Origin of the sequence: Flavobacterium bizetiae (genome assembly GCF_902804475.1) — a bacterium.
Taxonomy (GTDB): domain Bacteria; phylum Bacteroidota; class Bacteroidia; order Flavobacteriales; family Flavobacteriaceae; genus Flavobacterium; species Flavobacterium bizetiae.
In genome coordinates this window covers 1-16,030 of sequence record NZ_CADCSU010000212.1, presented here as the reverse complement: position 1 = coordinate 16,030, position 16,030 = coordinate 1, and the positions used below count along the sequence as shown (strand labels likewise).

Annotated in this window: 15 protein-coding genes and 1 pseudogene; all 16 read left to right on the top strand. The window is 29.7% G+C overall.

Annotation, left to right across the window (positions count from 1 at the left end; genetic code table 11):
- A pseudogene (locus FLACOL7796_RS24605) lies at window positions 1-625 on the top strand (DapH/DapD/GlmU-related protein); the annotation flags it as partial.
- Window positions 622-1,758, top strand: coding sequence for a non-hydrolyzing UDP-N-acetylglucosamine 2-epimerase (gene wecB / locus FLACOL7796_RS23960; protein WP_173973281.1), 1,137 nt, complete (start codon window positions 622-624; stop codon window positions 1,756-1,758). The pseudogene FLACOL7796_RS24605 and the gene wecB, both read left to right, overlap by 4 nt.
- Before the next feature lies 1 nt (window position 1,759).
- Window positions 1,760-2,965 carry a glycosyltransferase family 4 protein gene (locus FLACOL7796_RS23955; RefSeq protein ID WP_173973280.1) on the top strand — a complete coding sequence of 402 codons (1,206 nt, stop codon included), beginning with the start codon at window positions 1,760-1,762 and terminating at the stop codon, window positions 2,963-2,965.
- Complete coding sequence (locus tag FLACOL7796_RS23950) at window positions 2,965-3,864, top strand: NAD-dependent epimerase/dehydratase family protein (protein WP_173973279.1); 900 nt, start codon at window positions 2,965-2,967, stop codon at window positions 3,862-3,864. Before FLACOL7796_RS23955 ends, FLACOL7796_RS23950 begins: the two co-directional genes overlap by 1 nt.
- A gap of 3 nt (window positions 3,865-3,867) precedes the next feature.
- Window positions 3,868-4,833: an MraY family glycosyltransferase gene (locus FLACOL7796_RS23945; RefSeq protein WP_173973278.1), complete on the top strand. Its 966-nt coding sequence runs from the start codon at window positions 3,868-3,870 to the stop codon at window positions 4,831-4,833.
- A 68-nt stretch (window positions 4,834-4,901) separates the two neighbouring features.
- Window positions 4,902-6,035 (top strand): DegT/DnrJ/EryC1/StrS family aminotransferase, encoded by a 1,134-nt coding sequence (locus tag FLACOL7796_RS23940; protein WP_173973277.1) that lies wholly within the window; start codon window positions 4,902-4,904, stop codon window positions 6,033-6,035.
- A gap of 7 nt (window positions 6,036-6,042) precedes the next feature.
- Window positions 6,043-6,591, top strand: coding sequence for a dTDP-4-dehydrorhamnose 3,5-epimerase (rfbC, locus tag FLACOL7796_RS23935; protein WP_173973287.1), 549 nt, complete (start codon window positions 6,043-6,045; stop codon window positions 6,589-6,591).
- On the top strand, window positions 6,591-7,448 hold the full coding sequence (gene rfbD, locus FLACOL7796_RS23930; RefSeq protein ID WP_173973276.1) for a dTDP-4-dehydrorhamnose reductase: 858 nt from the start codon (window positions 6,591-6,593) through the stop codon (window positions 7,446-7,448). Before rfbC ends, rfbD begins: the two co-directional genes overlap by 1 nt.
- A gap of 23 nt (window positions 7,449-7,471) precedes the next feature.
- On the top strand, window positions 7,472-8,356 hold the full coding sequence (gene rfbA, locus FLACOL7796_RS23925) for a glucose-1-phosphate thymidylyltransferase RfbA (protein ID WP_173973275.1): 885 nt from the start codon (window positions 7,472-7,474) through the stop codon (window positions 8,354-8,356).
- An 84-nt stretch (window positions 8,357-8,440) separates the two neighbouring features.
- Entirely contained in the window at window positions 8,441-10,408 is a 1,968-nt protein-coding gene (locus tag FLACOL7796_RS23920; RefSeq protein ID WP_173973274.1) for a polysaccharide biosynthesis protein, read from the top strand.
- 164 nt (window positions 10,409-10,572) lie between these two features.
- The gene (locus tag FLACOL7796_RS23915) at window positions 10,573-11,439 is read left to right on the top strand and encodes an ABC transporter permease (protein WP_173973273.1); all 867 of its coding nucleotides are present in this window, start codon (window positions 10,573-10,575) and stop codon (window positions 11,437-11,439) included.
- 63 nt (window positions 11,440-11,502) lie between these two features.
- On the top strand, window positions 11,503-12,792 hold the full coding sequence (locus FLACOL7796_RS23910; RefSeq protein WP_173973272.1) for an ABC transporter ATP-binding protein: 1,290 nt from the start codon (window positions 11,503-11,505) through the stop codon (window positions 12,790-12,792).
- A 1-nt stretch (window position 12,793) separates the two neighbouring features.
- Window positions 12,794-13,546: a class I SAM-dependent methyltransferase gene (locus FLACOL7796_RS23905; RefSeq protein ID WP_173973271.1), complete on the top strand. Its 753-nt coding sequence runs from the start codon at window positions 12,794-12,796 to the stop codon at window positions 13,544-13,546.
- Between the two features lie 10 nt (window positions 13,547-13,556).
- Window positions 13,557-14,585: a glycosyltransferase family 2 protein gene (locus tag FLACOL7796_RS23900; RefSeq protein ID WP_173973270.1), complete on the top strand. Its 1,029-nt coding sequence runs from the start codon at window positions 13,557-13,559 to the stop codon at window positions 14,583-14,585.
- Window positions 14,582-15,385 carry a glycosyltransferase family 2 protein gene (locus tag FLACOL7796_RS23895; protein WP_173973269.1) on the top strand — a complete coding sequence of 268 codons (804 nt, stop codon included), beginning with the start codon at window positions 14,582-14,584 and terminating at the stop codon, window positions 15,383-15,385. Before FLACOL7796_RS23900 ends, FLACOL7796_RS23895 begins: the two co-directional genes overlap by 4 nt.
- A gap of 26 nt (window positions 15,386-15,411) precedes the next feature.
- On the top strand, window positions 15,412-16,030 hold a 619-nt coding region (locus FLACOL7796_RS23890), incomplete at its 3' end, for a glycosyltransferase (protein ID WP_173973268.1).

Below are 16,030 nucleotides of genomic sequence, written 5' to 3'. Positions count from 1 at the left end.
TTATAAATGCAAAGTTGCTTTAAGTAAATTAGGAAATGGTATAAAAGGAAGGAACAATATCATAAATGACACAAGTCTTATCTCTCAAATTTCTTATGACATTATAGGTAATAACAACGAAATTATTATAGGGAAAGATTCTAATATATTTAATTTAAAAATATTTATTAGAGGTGATAACCATAAAGTTAAAATAGGAGAAAATTGTTTAATTAAATCTGGTGTTATTTGGATTGAAGACCATGATTGTAGTTTATTAATAGATAGTTTTACTACAATAGAGGATGCTCATTTTGGAATTACAGAACCTAATAGTAAAGTTGAGGTAGGTAAAGATTGTATGTTATCATCAGGAATTAGAATACTAACTGGTGATTCGCACTCAATAATAGATTTAAACAGCGAAACAAGAATTAATTATGCTAGCAATGTGAAAATTGGATCGCATGTGTGGATAGGATTAGATTCACTTATTTTAAAGGGGGTTGAAATTGGTAAAGATTCAATTGTGGGGAGTAAATCTATTTTAACAAAAAAATATGGCTCTAATGTAATTATAGCTGGAAGTCCAGCTAAAATCATAAAAGAAAACATTACATGGGACAGAGAAAGAACATATATATGAAAAAACTAAAAGTTATGACGGTTGTTGGCACCCGTCCTGAAATTATCCGATTATCGCGTGTTATGGCCGCGCTAGATGCTTCTGAAGCAATTAATCATATTATCGTCCATACAGGGCAAAACTATGATTATGAATTAAATCAAATTTTCTTTGATGATCTACAAATCCGTAAACCCGATTTTTTCTTAAATGCGGCTGGAACAACGGCAACAGAAACTGTTGGTCAGATATTAATAAAAATAGATCCTTTATTAGAATCTGAAAAACCAGATGCTTTTTTAGTGTTAGGAGATACTAATAGTTGTTTGTGTGCAATACCTGCAAAAAAAAGACATATTCCGATTTTCCATATGGAAGCTGGAAATCGTTGTTTTGATCAACGTGTTCCTGAAGAAACAAATAGAAAAATTGTTGATCATACATCAGATATTAACTTGACTTATAGTGATATTGCAAGAGAATATTTGCTTAGAGAAGGTTTGCCGGCTGATAGAATCATCAAAACCGGTTCTCCAATGTTTGAAGTTTTAAATCATTACTTACCATCTATCGAATCTTCAGATGTTTTAGAAAGATTAGGATTGGAAGAGGGCAAGTTTTTTGTAGTATCATCGCATAGAGAGGAAAATATTAACAATGATGCAAATTTTCATGGATTAATGGAAAGCTTAAATCTTATTGCTGAAAAGTATGATTATCCAATTATTGTTAGTACGCATCCTCGAACACGTAATATGATTGAGAAAAAAAATATTCAAATGCATAAAAATGTTCAATTCTTAAAACCGCTGGGATTTAATGATTATAATGCTTTGCAAATGAAATCTTTTGCTGTTTTGTCTGATTCTGGAACAATTTCAGAAGAGTCTTCAGTATTGAATTTTAGAGCTCTTAATATTAGAGACGCACATGAAAGACCTGAAGCAATGGAAGAAACTTCTGTAATGATGGTAGGTTTAAGTCCAGAAAGAATTTTGCAGGGATTAGTACAGCTTCAATATCAAAAAATCGGAAAAGAAAGAAACTTTAGACCAGTTGCTGATTATTCTATGCCAAATGTTTCTGAAAAAATGGTTCGTATTATTTTAAGTTATACGGATTACGTGAAACGTGTAGTTTGGAGAGAATTATAAAATGAAAATCTTATTAGTTACACAATATTTCTTTCCTGAAAATTTCAAAAGCAATGATATTGCTTTTGAGCTTGCAAAAAAGGGACACGAAGTTACTGTTTTAACAGGTCTGCCTAATTATCCAGAAGGTAAAATACATCATAGTTATGGTCTTTTTAAAAGACGTAACGAAATTATTAATGGTGTAAGAGTTATAAGAACATTATTGATTCCTAGAGGAAAGGGAGGAGGTGTCAGGCTCTTTTTAAATTATATTAGCTGGGCATTTTTTGCATCTTTCAGAGCTTTTACTTTAGCTTTTCAAAAGAAATTTGATGTGATTCTCGTTCATGAACCTTCTCCTATTACACAAGGATTTCCAGCAATCGTAGTGAAAAAAATTCAACGAATTCCAGTACAATTCTGGGTTTTAGATTTGTGGCCTGAAAGTCTTACTTCGGCAGGCGGAATTAATAATAAAATTGTATTGTCATTTTTTACAAAGATAGTTCAATACATTTATAACAATTCTGATAAGATTTTAATTAGCTCAAACGGTTTTAAAGAATCGATTTTAACAAAAGGGAATTATGAAGAAAAACTTGTTTATTTCCCTAATTGGGCTGAAGATTCCATTTTAAACGGTAATTCGAATTTTGTTATTCCAGAATTGCCTAATGGATTTAAAATTTTATTTGCTGGAAATATTGGAGTAGCACAAGATGTCGATTCGATAATTAAATCAGCATTAATTCTTAAAGATAAGTTAGATATACATTTTGTTTTTGTTGGAGATGGTCGAAGCAAAAAACAATTAGAAGATTTTGTGTCTGAAAACAAATTAAATAATACAGTTCACTTTTTGGGAAGATTTCCTATTGAAGCAATGAAAACTTTTTTTACAAAATCGGATGTTTTATTGGTTTCCCTAAAAGATGAATTAATTTTTAATTTAACAGTGCCTGCAAAATTACAAGCTTACTTATGTACGAAAAAGCCAGTCTTAGGAATGTTGAATGGAGAAGGTGCCACAATCATTAATGAAGCAAGTTGTGGATTTTCAGTAAATGCGGGAGATGCTGAAGGATTAGCCAAAGAAATAATCAGATTATACGAAATGGGAAAAGAAGAACGAGATCTTCTTGGACAAAACGGATTTAAATATTTCGAGGAGAATTTTACAATGACAAAATGCATAAATAATTTAGAGTCCATATTAAAAAAGTAATGGTAAAAGTTGCAATAACTGGATCTACAGGTTTTGTAGGAACCAATCTTAAAAGTTATTTACATGATACATATCATATTGAATCACTTAGCGTGAGATATGTTCCAAATCAAAAATTTACTATTGAAACAGATGTATTAATTCATCTAGCTGGAAAAGCGCATGATCTTAAAAAAGTTTCAAAACCTGATGATTATTATGAGGCAAATTTTGAGTTAACGAAACAATTATTTGATTCATTCTTATCGTCGGATGCTTCTGTATTTATTTTTATGAGTACAGTAAAATCGGTAGCGGACAAAGTTAATGGAATTCTAACGGAAGATATAGTTCCTGATCCAAAAACACATTACGGGATTGCAAAATATAAAGCAGAAGAATACATTTTGAGGCAGAAATTACCAGAAAGCAAGCGAGTTTATATACTAAGACCATGCATGATTCATGGGCCGGAGAATAAAGGAAATTTGAACTTGCTTTATAAACTGGTTTCAAAAGGAGTTCCATGGCCTTTGGCTTCATATAAAAATGAAAGATCCTTTTTAAGTATTGAAAATTTATGTTTTATAGTCAAAACAATTATTGAAAATAAAAAAATTGAGTCTGGGATATATCATATTGCCGATGATGAATTTGTGTCTACCAATGAATTAATTAAGATAATATCTTCGGTTACTAATAAAAAAAATGTTTCGATTGCAATACCGAAGTTCATAATTGGAAGTTTTGCTAAAGTCGGGGATTTTATAAAATTCCCTTTAAACAGTGAAACTCTTCAAAAATTAACTGAAAATTATAAAGTTTCTAATGAAAAAATAAAGAAGGCTATAGGAATTGAAAAACTTCCGAATAGCGCGCAGAAAGGATTAGAAAGGACAATTAAAAGTTTTACAAAATAATTGATGGAATATACTATACTAGGAATAACTTTAATGATCATTATGTTGCTCTATTTTAGAGTAGCAGATCATTTTAATATTATCGATAAACCAAATTTAAGAAGTTCTCACACAGAAATTACATTAAGAGGAGGAGGAATAATTTTTTGGTTTTCCGCTTTGCTTTATTTTGTTCAGCATATTCAGAGCAATTACTTTTTTTTTGCGGGTATAACTTTAGTTAGTTTAGTTAGTTTTTGGGACGATATTCAAAGTTTATCAAATAAAATCCGAATCTCAATTCACTTTCTGTCAATAACGTTGATATTTTTTGATTTGGATTTGTTCTATTTAATTCCAATATGGGGTATTTTAATTGCTTATGTTTTTGCTATTGGGCTCATAAATGCTTATAATTTTATGGATGGAATAAATGGTATTACGGGTTTGTATACATTGGTTGTAATGGGAGCGTTACTATATGTTAATACAAAAATCCAGCTTTTTATTGATGGTGCTTTCATAAAATATGCAATGCTTGCGAGTGTAGTATTCTTATTTTTTAATTACAGAAAAAAAGCAAAATGTTTTGCTGGTGATGTTGGGAGTATTGCCATAGCTTTTTGGATAATTTATTTGATAGTAAAACTTATTTTGATTACCAACTCTTTAGTTTGGATTTTGTTTTTAGCAGTTTATGGAGTCGATGCAGTGTGTACTATTTGTCATAGACTTTACTTAAAACAGAATATTTTTGAAGCCCATAGATTACATTTATATCAAGTTTTGAGCAATGAATATAAAGTGCAACATAGATTAGTTTCCTTTTGCTATGCCTTAGTTCAGGGACTAGTCTCCTTTTTTGTAATAAATCTTTATCAAAAAGTCCAGATTAAAATCATATTCCTAATTATAATTGCACCTGTGCTGTTAGTATACGCGTCAAAGTTTTATTTGCTGAATAAAATCAAATTAAAATCAGAATTATAAAGTGACAAAGTGTTATGAAATAAAGAAAGCTTGCTTGAAATATTATCAATTAAATCACTTAAGTTATAATGAATAATAAAAGGATTTATTTGTCTCTATCTCAAGAAAGTGGTTTTGAACAAGAATATATTCAGAGTGCTTTAAAATCAAATTGGATTACTTCTGGGGGACCACATGTAAATGAATTTGAAGAGGTGCTTCAAAATTATTTTGAAAAAAAATCATATATCACGGCATTAAATTCTGGGACGTCTGCAATACATTTGGCTTTAATTTTATTAGGGATTAAAGAGGGAGATGAAGTTATTTGCCAAAGTATGACATTTTCGGCTTCAGCAAATCCAATTTTATATCAAAATGCAATTCCGGTGTTTGTGGATAGTGAAATTGACACATGGAATATTTGTCCCGAACAATTGGATATTGCTATTAAGGACCGAATTAGAAAAGGAAAAAAGCCAAAAGCGATAATTGCAGTTCATTTATATGGTATGCCTTATAAAGTAGCTGAAGTGCATGCAATCTCAGAAAAGTACAAAATACCAGTTATCGAGGATAGTGCTGAAGCACTTGGAAGTAGTTACAAAGGGAAAAAATGTGGTAGTTTTGGAACCTTTGGAATAATTTCATTTAATGGAAATAAGATTATTACAACTTCAAGTGGAGGAGCATTAATTGCAAATTCAATAGAAACAAAAGAAGAAGTTATTTTTTATGCTACTCAATCAAAAGATAATGCAGTACATTATCAACATAGCAAAATTGGCTACAACTATAGAATGAGTAACATATGTGCTGGCATTGGTCTTGGACAAATGAAGATACTAGAAGAGAATATTAATCTAAGAAGAAAGAATCATTTTTTTTACAAAGAAATTTTTAAAGGAATTAAGAATGTAGAACTTTTTGATAATTTAAACGAAGATTTTTTTTCCAATTATTGGCTAAATACAATAGTACTAAAAACAAAAAAATCTAGAGAAAATTTAAGACTTGCTTTTGATGAAGCAAATATAGAGAGTCGTCCATTATGGAAGCCTATGCATTTACAGCCACTTTTTGAAAATTACCCTTATTATGGGCTTAAAATATCAGAAAAGCTATTTGAAAATGGATTATGCCTTCCTTCTGGATCAAATTTAACAAATGAAGATAAAATTAGGATTAGGGGAGTGGTAGATAACTTCTTTAAAAATGATTAAATTAAATATGAAAATCGAAAAAACATTTATACAAGATCTGATGATTGTTGAGCCAACCGTTTTTGGAGACGAAAGAGGCTATTTTTTTGAATCGTACAGCAAAACTAAATTTGAGGATTTAGGAATTAATATTGAATTTGTACAGGATAATCAATCTTTTTCAAAAAAAGGAACTTTGAGAGGATTGCATTATCAAAATCCACCTTTTGCTCAAACAAAATTAGTTCGTGTTTTAGAAGGTGAAATTATTGATGTAGCGGTAGATTTAAGAAAAGATTCTCCAACTTTTGGAAAATCATTTAGTATTTTATTATCTGCAGAGAATAAAAAGCAATTATTAGTTCCTCAAGGATTTGCACACGGTTTTTCGGTAATCAGCAAAACTGCTTCGGTAATGTACAAATGTGATCAATTTTATAATAAGGCTTCAGAAGGCGGAATTAAATTTGATGATCCCTCTTTGAATATCGATTGGGGAATGGATATTAAAGATGCAATTGTTTCTGAAAAAGATCAAATACTTCCTTTTATTGATAATTGTAATAGTTTATTTTAATGGATAAAATTCTAGTAACAGGAGCAAATGGACAACTAGGATCTGACCTTTCGGATTTATCAGCCTCTTATTCAGAATTTGAATGGATTTTTGCGGATCGAACAAAAATTACGCTAGATGATCTAGAATTACTTGGAGTTCAATTAAATGAGATTAAACCTGATGTTATTTTTAATTGTGGTGCCTATACAGCAGTAGATAAAGCCGAAACTGAAAAAGAATTGGCATTTACAATCAATCATTTGGCTGTAGAGTTAATTGCAAAATATGCATTCGAAAATAGTTTAAAACTAATTCATATTTCAACAGATTATGTGTTTGATGGATCTTCTTCTTCTGCTTTAAGCGAAGAGGCAGATACAAATCCGATAAATACATATGGAGAAAGTAAATTAGCGGGAGAATTAGCTTGTTTGAAAAAAAACCCAAATTCAATTATTATTAGAACCTCTTGGGTTTATAGCAAATTTGGTAACAATTTTGTAAAAACCATGCAACGATTAATGCAGGAAAGAGACGAAATTAATGTTGTAAATGATCAGATTGGTTCACCAACATACGCCGCAGATTTGGCTAAGGTAATGATTAATATAATAAGATCTTCGAATTGGATTCCGGGTATTTATAATTATTCAAACGAAGGAGAAATAAGCTGGTATGAATTTGCACTTTCTATAAAAGAATTGGGAGGGTATAAATGTAAAGTTGAAGGTATTGAATCTTCATTATATCCTACTCCAGCAAAGCGTCCAAGATTTTCATTACTAGATAAAAAAAAAATAAAAGAAACTTATAATCTACAAATACCAGACTATAAGAAAAGTTTAAAAAAAATGTTTATACAATTAAAATCATAGGGTTTTAATTAAAATCAAGATTTATGAAGGGAATTATTTTAGCTGGAGGCTCTGGTACACGTTTGCATCCTTTGACATTAGCAATGAGCAAACAAATGATGCCTGTTTACGATAAACCAATGATTTACTATCCATTATCAACATTGATGATGTCTGGGATCAATGAAATTTTGATTATATCTACCCCCCATGATTTACCAAACTTTAAAAAATTATTAGGAGATGGATCGAGTTTAGGGTGTAAATTTAGTTATGCAGAACAGGCAATTCCTAACGGTCTAGCTCAGGCTTTTGTAATTGGAGAAGAATTTATTGGTAAGGATGATGTAGCATTAATACTAGGAGATAATATCTTTTTTGGATCTAATATGCAGGAACTTTTAAAATCAAATACAAAACCAAATGGTGGTGTTGTTTTTGCTTATCATGTTTCAGATCCAGAAAGATACGGAGTAGTTGAGTTTGATGAAAATTTTAAAGCTATCTCTATAGAAGAAAAACCTGAAGAACCAAAATCTAATTTTGCAGTTCCGGGATTATATTTCTACGATAACTCTGTTGTAGAGATTGCTAAAAATATAAAACCAAGCGCTCGCGGTGAATATGAAATCACTGATGTTAATAAAGTGTATTTAGAAAGAGAAGCCTTAAAAGTGGGTATTTTAAGCAGGGGTACAGCCTGGTTGGATACAGGGACCTTTAATAGTTTAATGCAGGCAGGACAATTTGTTCAGGTTCTTGAAGAGAGACAAGGATTAAAGGTGGGCTGTATTGAAGAAATTGCATGGAGACAAGGATTTATTAATGATACCCAACTTGAAGAATTAGCTTTACCGTTAGTAAAATCCGGATATGGTACTTATTTAATAGATTTTTTAAAACAAAAGAAAAAAGGTGTTAAAATCTAATTTGCACTAATAAAAAATTTTTTAAAACCTTTAATTTGTATTTTTGTAAGACAGACAAAGTTTACAAAATTAAACTAAACCAAATTGAATACAGACAAACAAACCAAAATAGCCTCTTTGTTGCATAATTTTCTTTCACCGAGAAATCTAAGAAGTAGCATTAACAATCTTAGCTATTTGCCTAGGTGGATCATTATTGCTATAGATGTAATGGTGTTGATTTTTTCATTCACATTTACATATATGTTGTTTGAAGGAACAGCATTAGGTTACATTATTACTTCACATCAGTTTTATTTTGTTTCAAGTTTAATTGTTATTAATGTATTTTTCTTTTGGCTTTTTAGAACGTATTCCGGTATTATTCGACATTCATCCTATATAGATGCTATTAAACTGCTATTTTCTCAAATGTCAGTTTTGGTTTTCTTTTTATTCTTTAATTTAGTTTTTGAATTGTATACTGGACATAAAGCTTTTTTAAATACAGCACTTTTCATAAATCTGGTTTTATCATTTTGTGGTTTATTCCTTTATCGCGTTGTAGTAAAACAAACCTTCGAATTGTATTTTTCTGAAAAAACCAATTCTAAGTTAATTAGAACCGTAATTTATGGAACAGATGCGAATGCTATTTCAGTAGCTAATGCTTTAAAATTTGAAACACCTTCCCGATTTAAAATTGTTGGTTTTGTAGATAAGAATAATCAGAATGCATCTAAACGAATGTTAGATTTACCAATTCTGATTTTAAGAAAAAAACTGCCTGCCTTAATGCGTTCTGTAGCTGCAGAAGGTGTCATTATAGCGGATAAAAGTTTATCTAAAGAAGAACAATTGATTATTGTAGATCAATGCTTAGAATTCAATTACAGAGTATATACTGTACCGTTAATTTCAGATTGGGAAAATCAAAAAGAAATTTCTCAAAAAGTAAAGAACATTCAGATCGAAGATTTATTAGAAAGAAAACCAATAGTCTTGGATAGTAAATCAATTTCAAAACAATTAAAGGATAAAACAATTCTTATTAGTGGAGCGGCTGGATCAATTGGAAGTGAAATAGTAAGGCAGGTTTTAGGATTTAATCCTAAGGTTGTTATTATTTTAGATCACGCTGAAACACCTCTTCATAATTTATGTTTAGAAACTCTTTCTTTAGGATCGCAGGCCAAAATTGTAGCAGTAATTGCAGACGTTAGAAGTAAAAAAGCTTTAGAAAAAGTTTTCAAAAATTATAGTCCACATGTTGTTTTTCATGCGGCAGCTTACAAACATGTTCCTTTGATGGAAGAAAATCCGTCACAAGCTATTCAGACGAATATTAAAGGAACTAAAAATCTGGCTGATTTAGCTTGTAAATATCGTGTGAAGAAGTTTGTTATGGTATCTACGGATAAAGCTGTTAACCCAAGTAACGTTATGGGAGCCAGTAAAAGAATAGCAGAGAAATATGTTCAATCTTTATATTTAAAAAATCAAAAAGAGAGTATTGAGGGAGCAACAAAGTTTATTACAACTCGTTTCGGAAATGTTTTAGGTTCAAACGGATCTGTTGTACCTTTGTTTACCAAACAAATTGCTGAGGGGGGACCTGTTACCATAACTCATCAGGATATCATACGCTATTTTATGACAATTCCGGAAGCTTGTCAACTAGTTTTGGAAGCTGGTGCTATGGGTAACGGAGGTGAGATTTATATTTTTGATATGGGTAAACCTGTAAAAATTATAGATCTGGCAAAAAAAATGATTAAGCTGGCAGGATTTATTCCGGACAAAGAGATTAAGATCAAAATTGTAGGTTTAAGGCCTGGTGAAAAATTGTATGAAGAATTATTAAATGATACTTCTAAGACTTTGCCAACCTATCATAACAAAATTATGATCGCTCAGGAAATACAAGACGAGTATGAAAATTTACACACTGAAATCGACGAGCTCATAGGCATTGCAGATTTTTATGATAATGATGATATTGTAACTAAAATGAAGAAAATTGTTCCTGAATTTAAAAGTATGAATTCTGCTTTTGAAGTTTTAGATAAGTAGTTTCTTATGATAAATTGAATTTTAGATTCAAATAGTGCAAAAAAGGTGTTTTTTTTATAAAACGCCTTTTTGCTTTATAAATAATTTATAAGTGAATAAAAATCTTGTTAATTAAATAAATCTTGCTTTTTAAGAACTATTTCGGTTAATTAGTTTAAAATAAAATGAACGACAATAATACCCCAAATGATTGGTTGTTTGAAATAACACCTAAAAATAAATTCTTCTCACTAAACTTAAGGGAAGTTTGGCAATATAGAGATTTGTTGCTGCTTTTCGTAAAACGAGATGTTATTACTGTTTATAAGCAAACGGTTTTAGGTCCGCTTTGGTATTTAATTCAGCCATTATTAACTTCTGTTACATTTACTATAATATTCAATAACGTTGCTGGTATTGATACCGGTGCTGTTCCTCCATTTTTGTTTAATTTAGCAGGAATAACAGTCTGGAATTATTTTACAGCATGTTTAACAGGAACTTCAGATACTTTTAAAGGCAATGCTGGAATATTTGGAAAAGTTTACTTTCCAAGAATTATAACACCTCTGTCTGTTGTAATCTCCAATGTGATAAAATTCGGAATACAGTTTTTTATTTTTATTATATTCTATTGTTATTATTATTTTAAGGGAGCAGATTTACATTTAGATCCTTTGGTTTTATTATTTCCTGTTTTGATTATTATTATGGGAATTTTAGGTCTTGGACTAGGAATGTTAATTTCTTCAATGGTAACTAAGTATCGTGATTTTAGTAATTTAATTGGTTTTGGAATACAGTTGCTTATGTATTTATCTGCAGTGATGTATCCAATGGAATTAATTAAATCAAAATTACCAAAATTTGGATGGCTTGTAGAATACAATCCGCTAGCTTATGTCATAGAAACTTCCCGTTACATGTTGTTGAATGTTGGTCAAATTTCCATTTTAGGGTTACTTTATACTGTTGTTTTGACAGTCGTAGTATTTTTTATAGGTCTTTTAGTATTTAATAAAACAGAGAAAAGTTTTATCGATACGGTTTAATTTTAAAATCGCTTATAAAAAAAGTATAAAGATTATCATTCATAATTTAATTACAACGCATAATTGGAAAAAGATATAATATTAAAAGCTGAAAATATTTCTAAACAATATCGCTTAGGGCAAGTTGGTACTGGGACTTTAGCACATGATCTCAATAGATGGTGGCATCAAGTTCGAGGTAAAGAAAACCCATATTTAAAAATAGGTGATGTTAATGATCGTTCGACAAAAGGAACCTCAGATTATGTTTGGGCATTACAGGATATTGATTTTGAAGTAGAGCGCGGTGAAGTTTTAGGTATAATTGGTAAAAACGGAGCAGGTAAATCAACGCTTTTAAAAATTCTTTCAAAAGTCACAGCCCCAACAACTGGAAGTATAAAATCCCGAGGGCGAATTGCATCTTTATTAGAAGTGGGTACTGGTTTTAATGGAGAAATGACCGGAAGAGAAAATATTTTTTTAAATGGAGCTATTTTAGGAATGACCAAAAAAGAGATAACCTCAAAACTCGATGAAATTATTGAATTTTCAGGATGCGAACGTTATATTGATACGCCTGTAAAAAGATATAGTTCCGGAATGACTGTTCGTTTAGCATTTGCTGTAGCTGCTTTTTTAGAGCCTGAAATATTGGTTATCGATGAGGTTTTGGCTGTTGGTGATGCCGAATTTCAAAAAAAGGCTATTGGAAAAATGCAGGATATTTCAAGAGGTGAAGGAAGAACTGTTTTGTTTGTGAGTCATAATATGGTAGCAGTAAAGAGTTTGTGTACTAGGGGAATTGTTTTGGAGCATGGAACAGTAGTCATTGATAGCACTATAGATAATGCTATTGATTATTATTTGGCATCTGATGACATTTTAGAAGGACAGAATTTAATTGAGAATGGTCATTTTGATTTGAGTAACCATATTAATAAAAAAGTCAAGAATATAGGAATTGTATCTGTTGAAATATTTTGTAAAGGACAAAAAACAAATACAATAGTGACAGGTGCAAAAGTTGAATTTGTATTTAAGTATAAATTAATAGACAAATTCAATGAACCAGTTCTCGGGGTGGTTATAAAAGATACAGATGAAGTAGAAATCATTGGTTTAAACAATAGAAATACTGGAGATTTAATCTTAAATGATTTACTTGAGGGAGAAATTAGGCTTTCCTTCCCTGTTTTTAGAATAATAAAATCTAAAAAGTATAAAGTCGATCTTTATTTTGGAGATAAGGAAAATAATATTGATACAATTTATGATGCTTTTTATTTTAATGTTTTAACATCTTTAGATGGGCGAAAACCAATTCAGGAAAAATTAAATTATTATTATGATTCAGAAATTAAATTTTCCTAATATGAATGAAAAAGCTATTAAATATATTCACGAAGAGGAGGTTCATAATTTTAGAGCAGCTTTGGAAATAGTCCCTTTTATAATGGAATTACTAGAGCCAAAATCTGTAGTAGATGTTGGATGCGGAACTGGTACTTGGTTGAAAATTTTTGAAAAAAATGGTGTTAATGATATTTTAGGAATTGATGGGAATTACGTAGATCGTAAACTTTTAAAAATTAATATTGACCAATTTATTGATTATGATTTAGAAGTATTTTTTGAATCAAAAAAAAAATATGATTTAGCAATATCTTTAGAAGTTGCGGAACATTTAAGAGAAGAATGCTCGAATGTTTTTGTCAATACTCTTTCGGGTTTAAGTGATACCATAATTTTCTCTGCAGCTATACCAAATCAAGGGGGGCAAAATCATATCAATGAACAAGAACCAAAATATTGGATTGATAAATTTGAAAACTTAGGATTTAAACTTTTTGACGTTTTAAGGCCAATTTATTGGAATAATCAGTGTGTAGATTCATGGTATAGGCAAAATTTACTAGTGTTTACTAAAGATGATACTTTAAATATTAGGTTAAAAAAATTAGAAAATTTTGGGGGCAAACACTTAGTTCATCCAGAAATATCAAACGCCAAATATAAAAGATTAGAATATCTGGAAAATCAATTACTTAGTATTAATGAAGGAAAAAAAGATGGAAGATTCTATCTAGGATTATTATTCAAAATGTTACAGAGGAAGTTAAAATAAAATAAATAGTATGATTACTTCTCTAAATCCAAAAATAACAGTTTTAATGCCAGTATACAATTGCGAATTGTATATAAAGGAAACAATTGATAGTATACTAGACCAAACTTTTACTGATTTTGAATTCTTAATTATTGATGATGCATCTACTGATAAAACAATTGATATAATTAAGGCATATAATGATTCTAGGATTAAATTAATTGTAAAACCTTTCAATACTGGTTATACAAATAGTCTAAACCATGGATTAAAAATTGCAAAAGGGGAATACATTGCAAGAATGGATGGAGATGATATCAGTATCGTTGAACGTTTTGAAAAACAAGTAAAATTATTAGATGAGAATATCGATGTAGCTGTTTGTGGTACATTATTTAATATAATTGGAACAAGTAACACTGTTGTTGTTCCTCAAAATCATGAAGATATAAAATTAGGAATGTTAAAGAAATGCTGCTTAGGACATCCAACAGTAATGATTAGAAAATCCTACCTCGAAAAATTCGCTTTAAATTATGATGTAACAAAAGAGCCAGCAGAAGACTATGATCTTTGGACAAGATTGCTTCCAATGGCTAAATTGCACAATTTGCAAGAAGTTTTACTTAGTTACCGGGTTCATACTTCACAAGTATCTCAAAAAAGAAATATTCAACAAAGGGATATCGCATTAGAAATTAAAGTTAATTTATTAAATAATTTAAACTTCGAAAAAAAAAATGAGTCACAGGATCTTTTAAGAAAAATTATTTTAAATGAAGAAATATTCTCTTTTAAAGAAATGGAACAATTTCAATATTTAAAAAATAATTTGCTAAAAGCCAACTTAAAACCTTTTTTTGATAAAGAAGGTTTTGAAAAATACCTTTTGGACATTCAATACCATTTGTTTAATGGTTATTTTTTAAGACGAGATAGATATTCTCCTTCAATTTATTTTCAATATCAAAAAATTAAAACAGAATGGAAATCTCAATTATTGCCAATTGATGAGTTTAAGTTAGCTGTAAAATCTTTAATATTTTATAGTAAATGAGCAAGTTAGTTTCTGTAATCGTTCCTTGTTACAATCAAGCGCAATATTTAGATGAATGCTTACAATCTGTCATAAGACAAACTTACGCTACTTGGGAATGTATTATTGTAAATGACGGGAGTTCTGATAATACGTCTGAAATAATAAACAAATGGATTGAAAAAGACAGCCGATTTAAATTCGTCTCTAAACAAAATGGAGGTGTATGTCAAGCACGTAATTTAGGAGCAAGTATCACAAAAGGTTTCTATCTTTTGCCGTTAGACGCTGATGATTATATTAGTGAAAATTATATATCAGAATTAATTAAAAATATTGAGATTAATAATTATAAAATTGTATATGGACGTGCTTTTTTCTTTGGAGAAAGGAATGAAGAGTTTCAGCTAGAAAATGTAATTCAAGTTAAAGACCTTCTTCAATATAATAGAATTCATTGTTCAGGATTATTTAAGAGAGATGATTTTTTTTTAATCGGAGGGTATGATGAGAAAATGAAATTTGGTTTCGAAGACTGGGAGTTTTGGATCAATATGCTTAAAGATGGAGGTCAGGCAATTAAAATAGAAAATTGTTTTCTTTACTATAGAATCAAAGAAAATTCAAGAAGTACAGAAATTGATAAAAATCAAATTAAAACTCAACAGATGCAGGAATACATTTTAAAAAAGCATATTCTTTCTTATGGATATAATTCTGTTCTTGAAATGTATTTAAAAAATATGAAATTGATGAACTTTCTTGAAAAACCACATCAATATTTTTTCTGTAAAGCAGTTATTTCATGCTATTTTAACTAAAATTATTCTTAAACTAAGAAAATAGTATGATTTCAATAATAATTTGTTCACGAACAAACACAATTCCAGATGTATTAGCAATAAATATAACTGAAACTATTGGTTCTGATTATGAATTAATTGTTATAGATAATTCTGAGAATCGATATTCTATTTTTGAAGCCTATAACATAGGAATAGAAAAAAGTAATGGCAAATTCTTATGTTTTATTCATGAAGATATTTTATTTCACACAAAAAAATGGGGTAGAGAACTAAACAGAATTTTTGAAATTAATAAAGAATATGGTTTAATAGGAGTTGCAGGTTCCAGTCAAAAAACCAAAACGCCATCTGGTTGGTGGGATTGTGATAATAAGTCCAAGTCAATTAATATTATTCAGCATTATCCAAACGGAAAAATAGTTAAAGAACAATTTGGTTTTGAGAATAGTGTATTAAATGAAGTTGTTATTGTTGATGGTGTTTTTTTAGCGCTAAGAAAAGAAATGAATATCGTTTTTAATCATAAGCTAAAAGGATTTCACAATTATGATTTGAATATTGCTATTGAAACACTAAAAAAAGGATATAAAGTTGGTATTACTAATCAAATTTTGATTGAACATTTTTCTAGTGGAAATTTAAATAAAGATTGGTTAGAAT

Excerpts from the sequence above, each read along its gene's own strand:
- FLACOL7796_RS23915 (WP_173973273.1), top strand. The coding sequence starts at position 10,573 with ATGAACGACAATAATACCCCAAATGATTGGTTGTTTGAAATAACACCT.
- FLACOL7796_RS23940 (WP_173973277.1), top strand. The coding sequence starts at position 4,902 with ATGAATAATAAAAGGATTTATTTGTCTCTATCTCAAGAAAGTGGTTTT.
- rfbC (WP_173973287.1), top strand. The coding sequence starts at position 6,043 with ATGAAAATCGAAAAAACATTTATACAAGATCTGATGATTGTTGAGCCA.
- FLACOL7796_RS23905 (WP_173973271.1), top strand. The coding sequence starts at position 12,794 with ATGAATGAAAAAGCTATTAAATATATTCACGAAGAGGAGGTTCATAAT.
- rfbD (WP_173973276.1), top strand. The coding sequence starts at position 6,591 with ATGGATAAAATTCTAGTAACAGGAGCAAATGGACAACTAGGATCTGAC.
- rfbA (WP_173973275.1), top strand. The coding sequence starts at position 7,472 with ATGAAGGGAATTATTTTAGCTGGAGGCTCTGGTACACGTTTGCATCCT.
- FLACOL7796_RS23945 (WP_173973278.1), top strand. The coding sequence starts at position 3,868 with ATGGAATATACTATACTAGGAATAACTTTAATGATCATTATGTTGCTC.
- FLACOL7796_RS23955 (WP_173973280.1), top strand. The coding sequence starts at position 1,760 with ATGAAAATCTTATTAGTTACACAATATTTCTTTCCTGAAAATTTCAAA.
- wecB (WP_173973281.1), top strand. The coding sequence starts at position 622 with ATGAAAAAACTAAAAGTTATGACGGTTGTTGGCACCCGTCCTGAAATT.
- FLACOL7796_RS23900 (WP_173973270.1), top strand. The coding sequence starts at position 13,557 with ATGATTACTTCTCTAAATCCAAAAATAACAGTTTTAATGCCAGTATAC.
- FLACOL7796_RS23950 (WP_173973279.1), top strand. The coding sequence starts at position 2,965 with ATGGTAAAAGTTGCAATAACTGGATCTACAGGTTTTGTAGGAACCAAT.
- FLACOL7796_RS23895 (WP_173973269.1), top strand. The coding sequence starts at position 14,582 with ATGAGCAAGTTAGTTTCTGTAATCGTTCCTTGTTACAATCAAGCGCAA.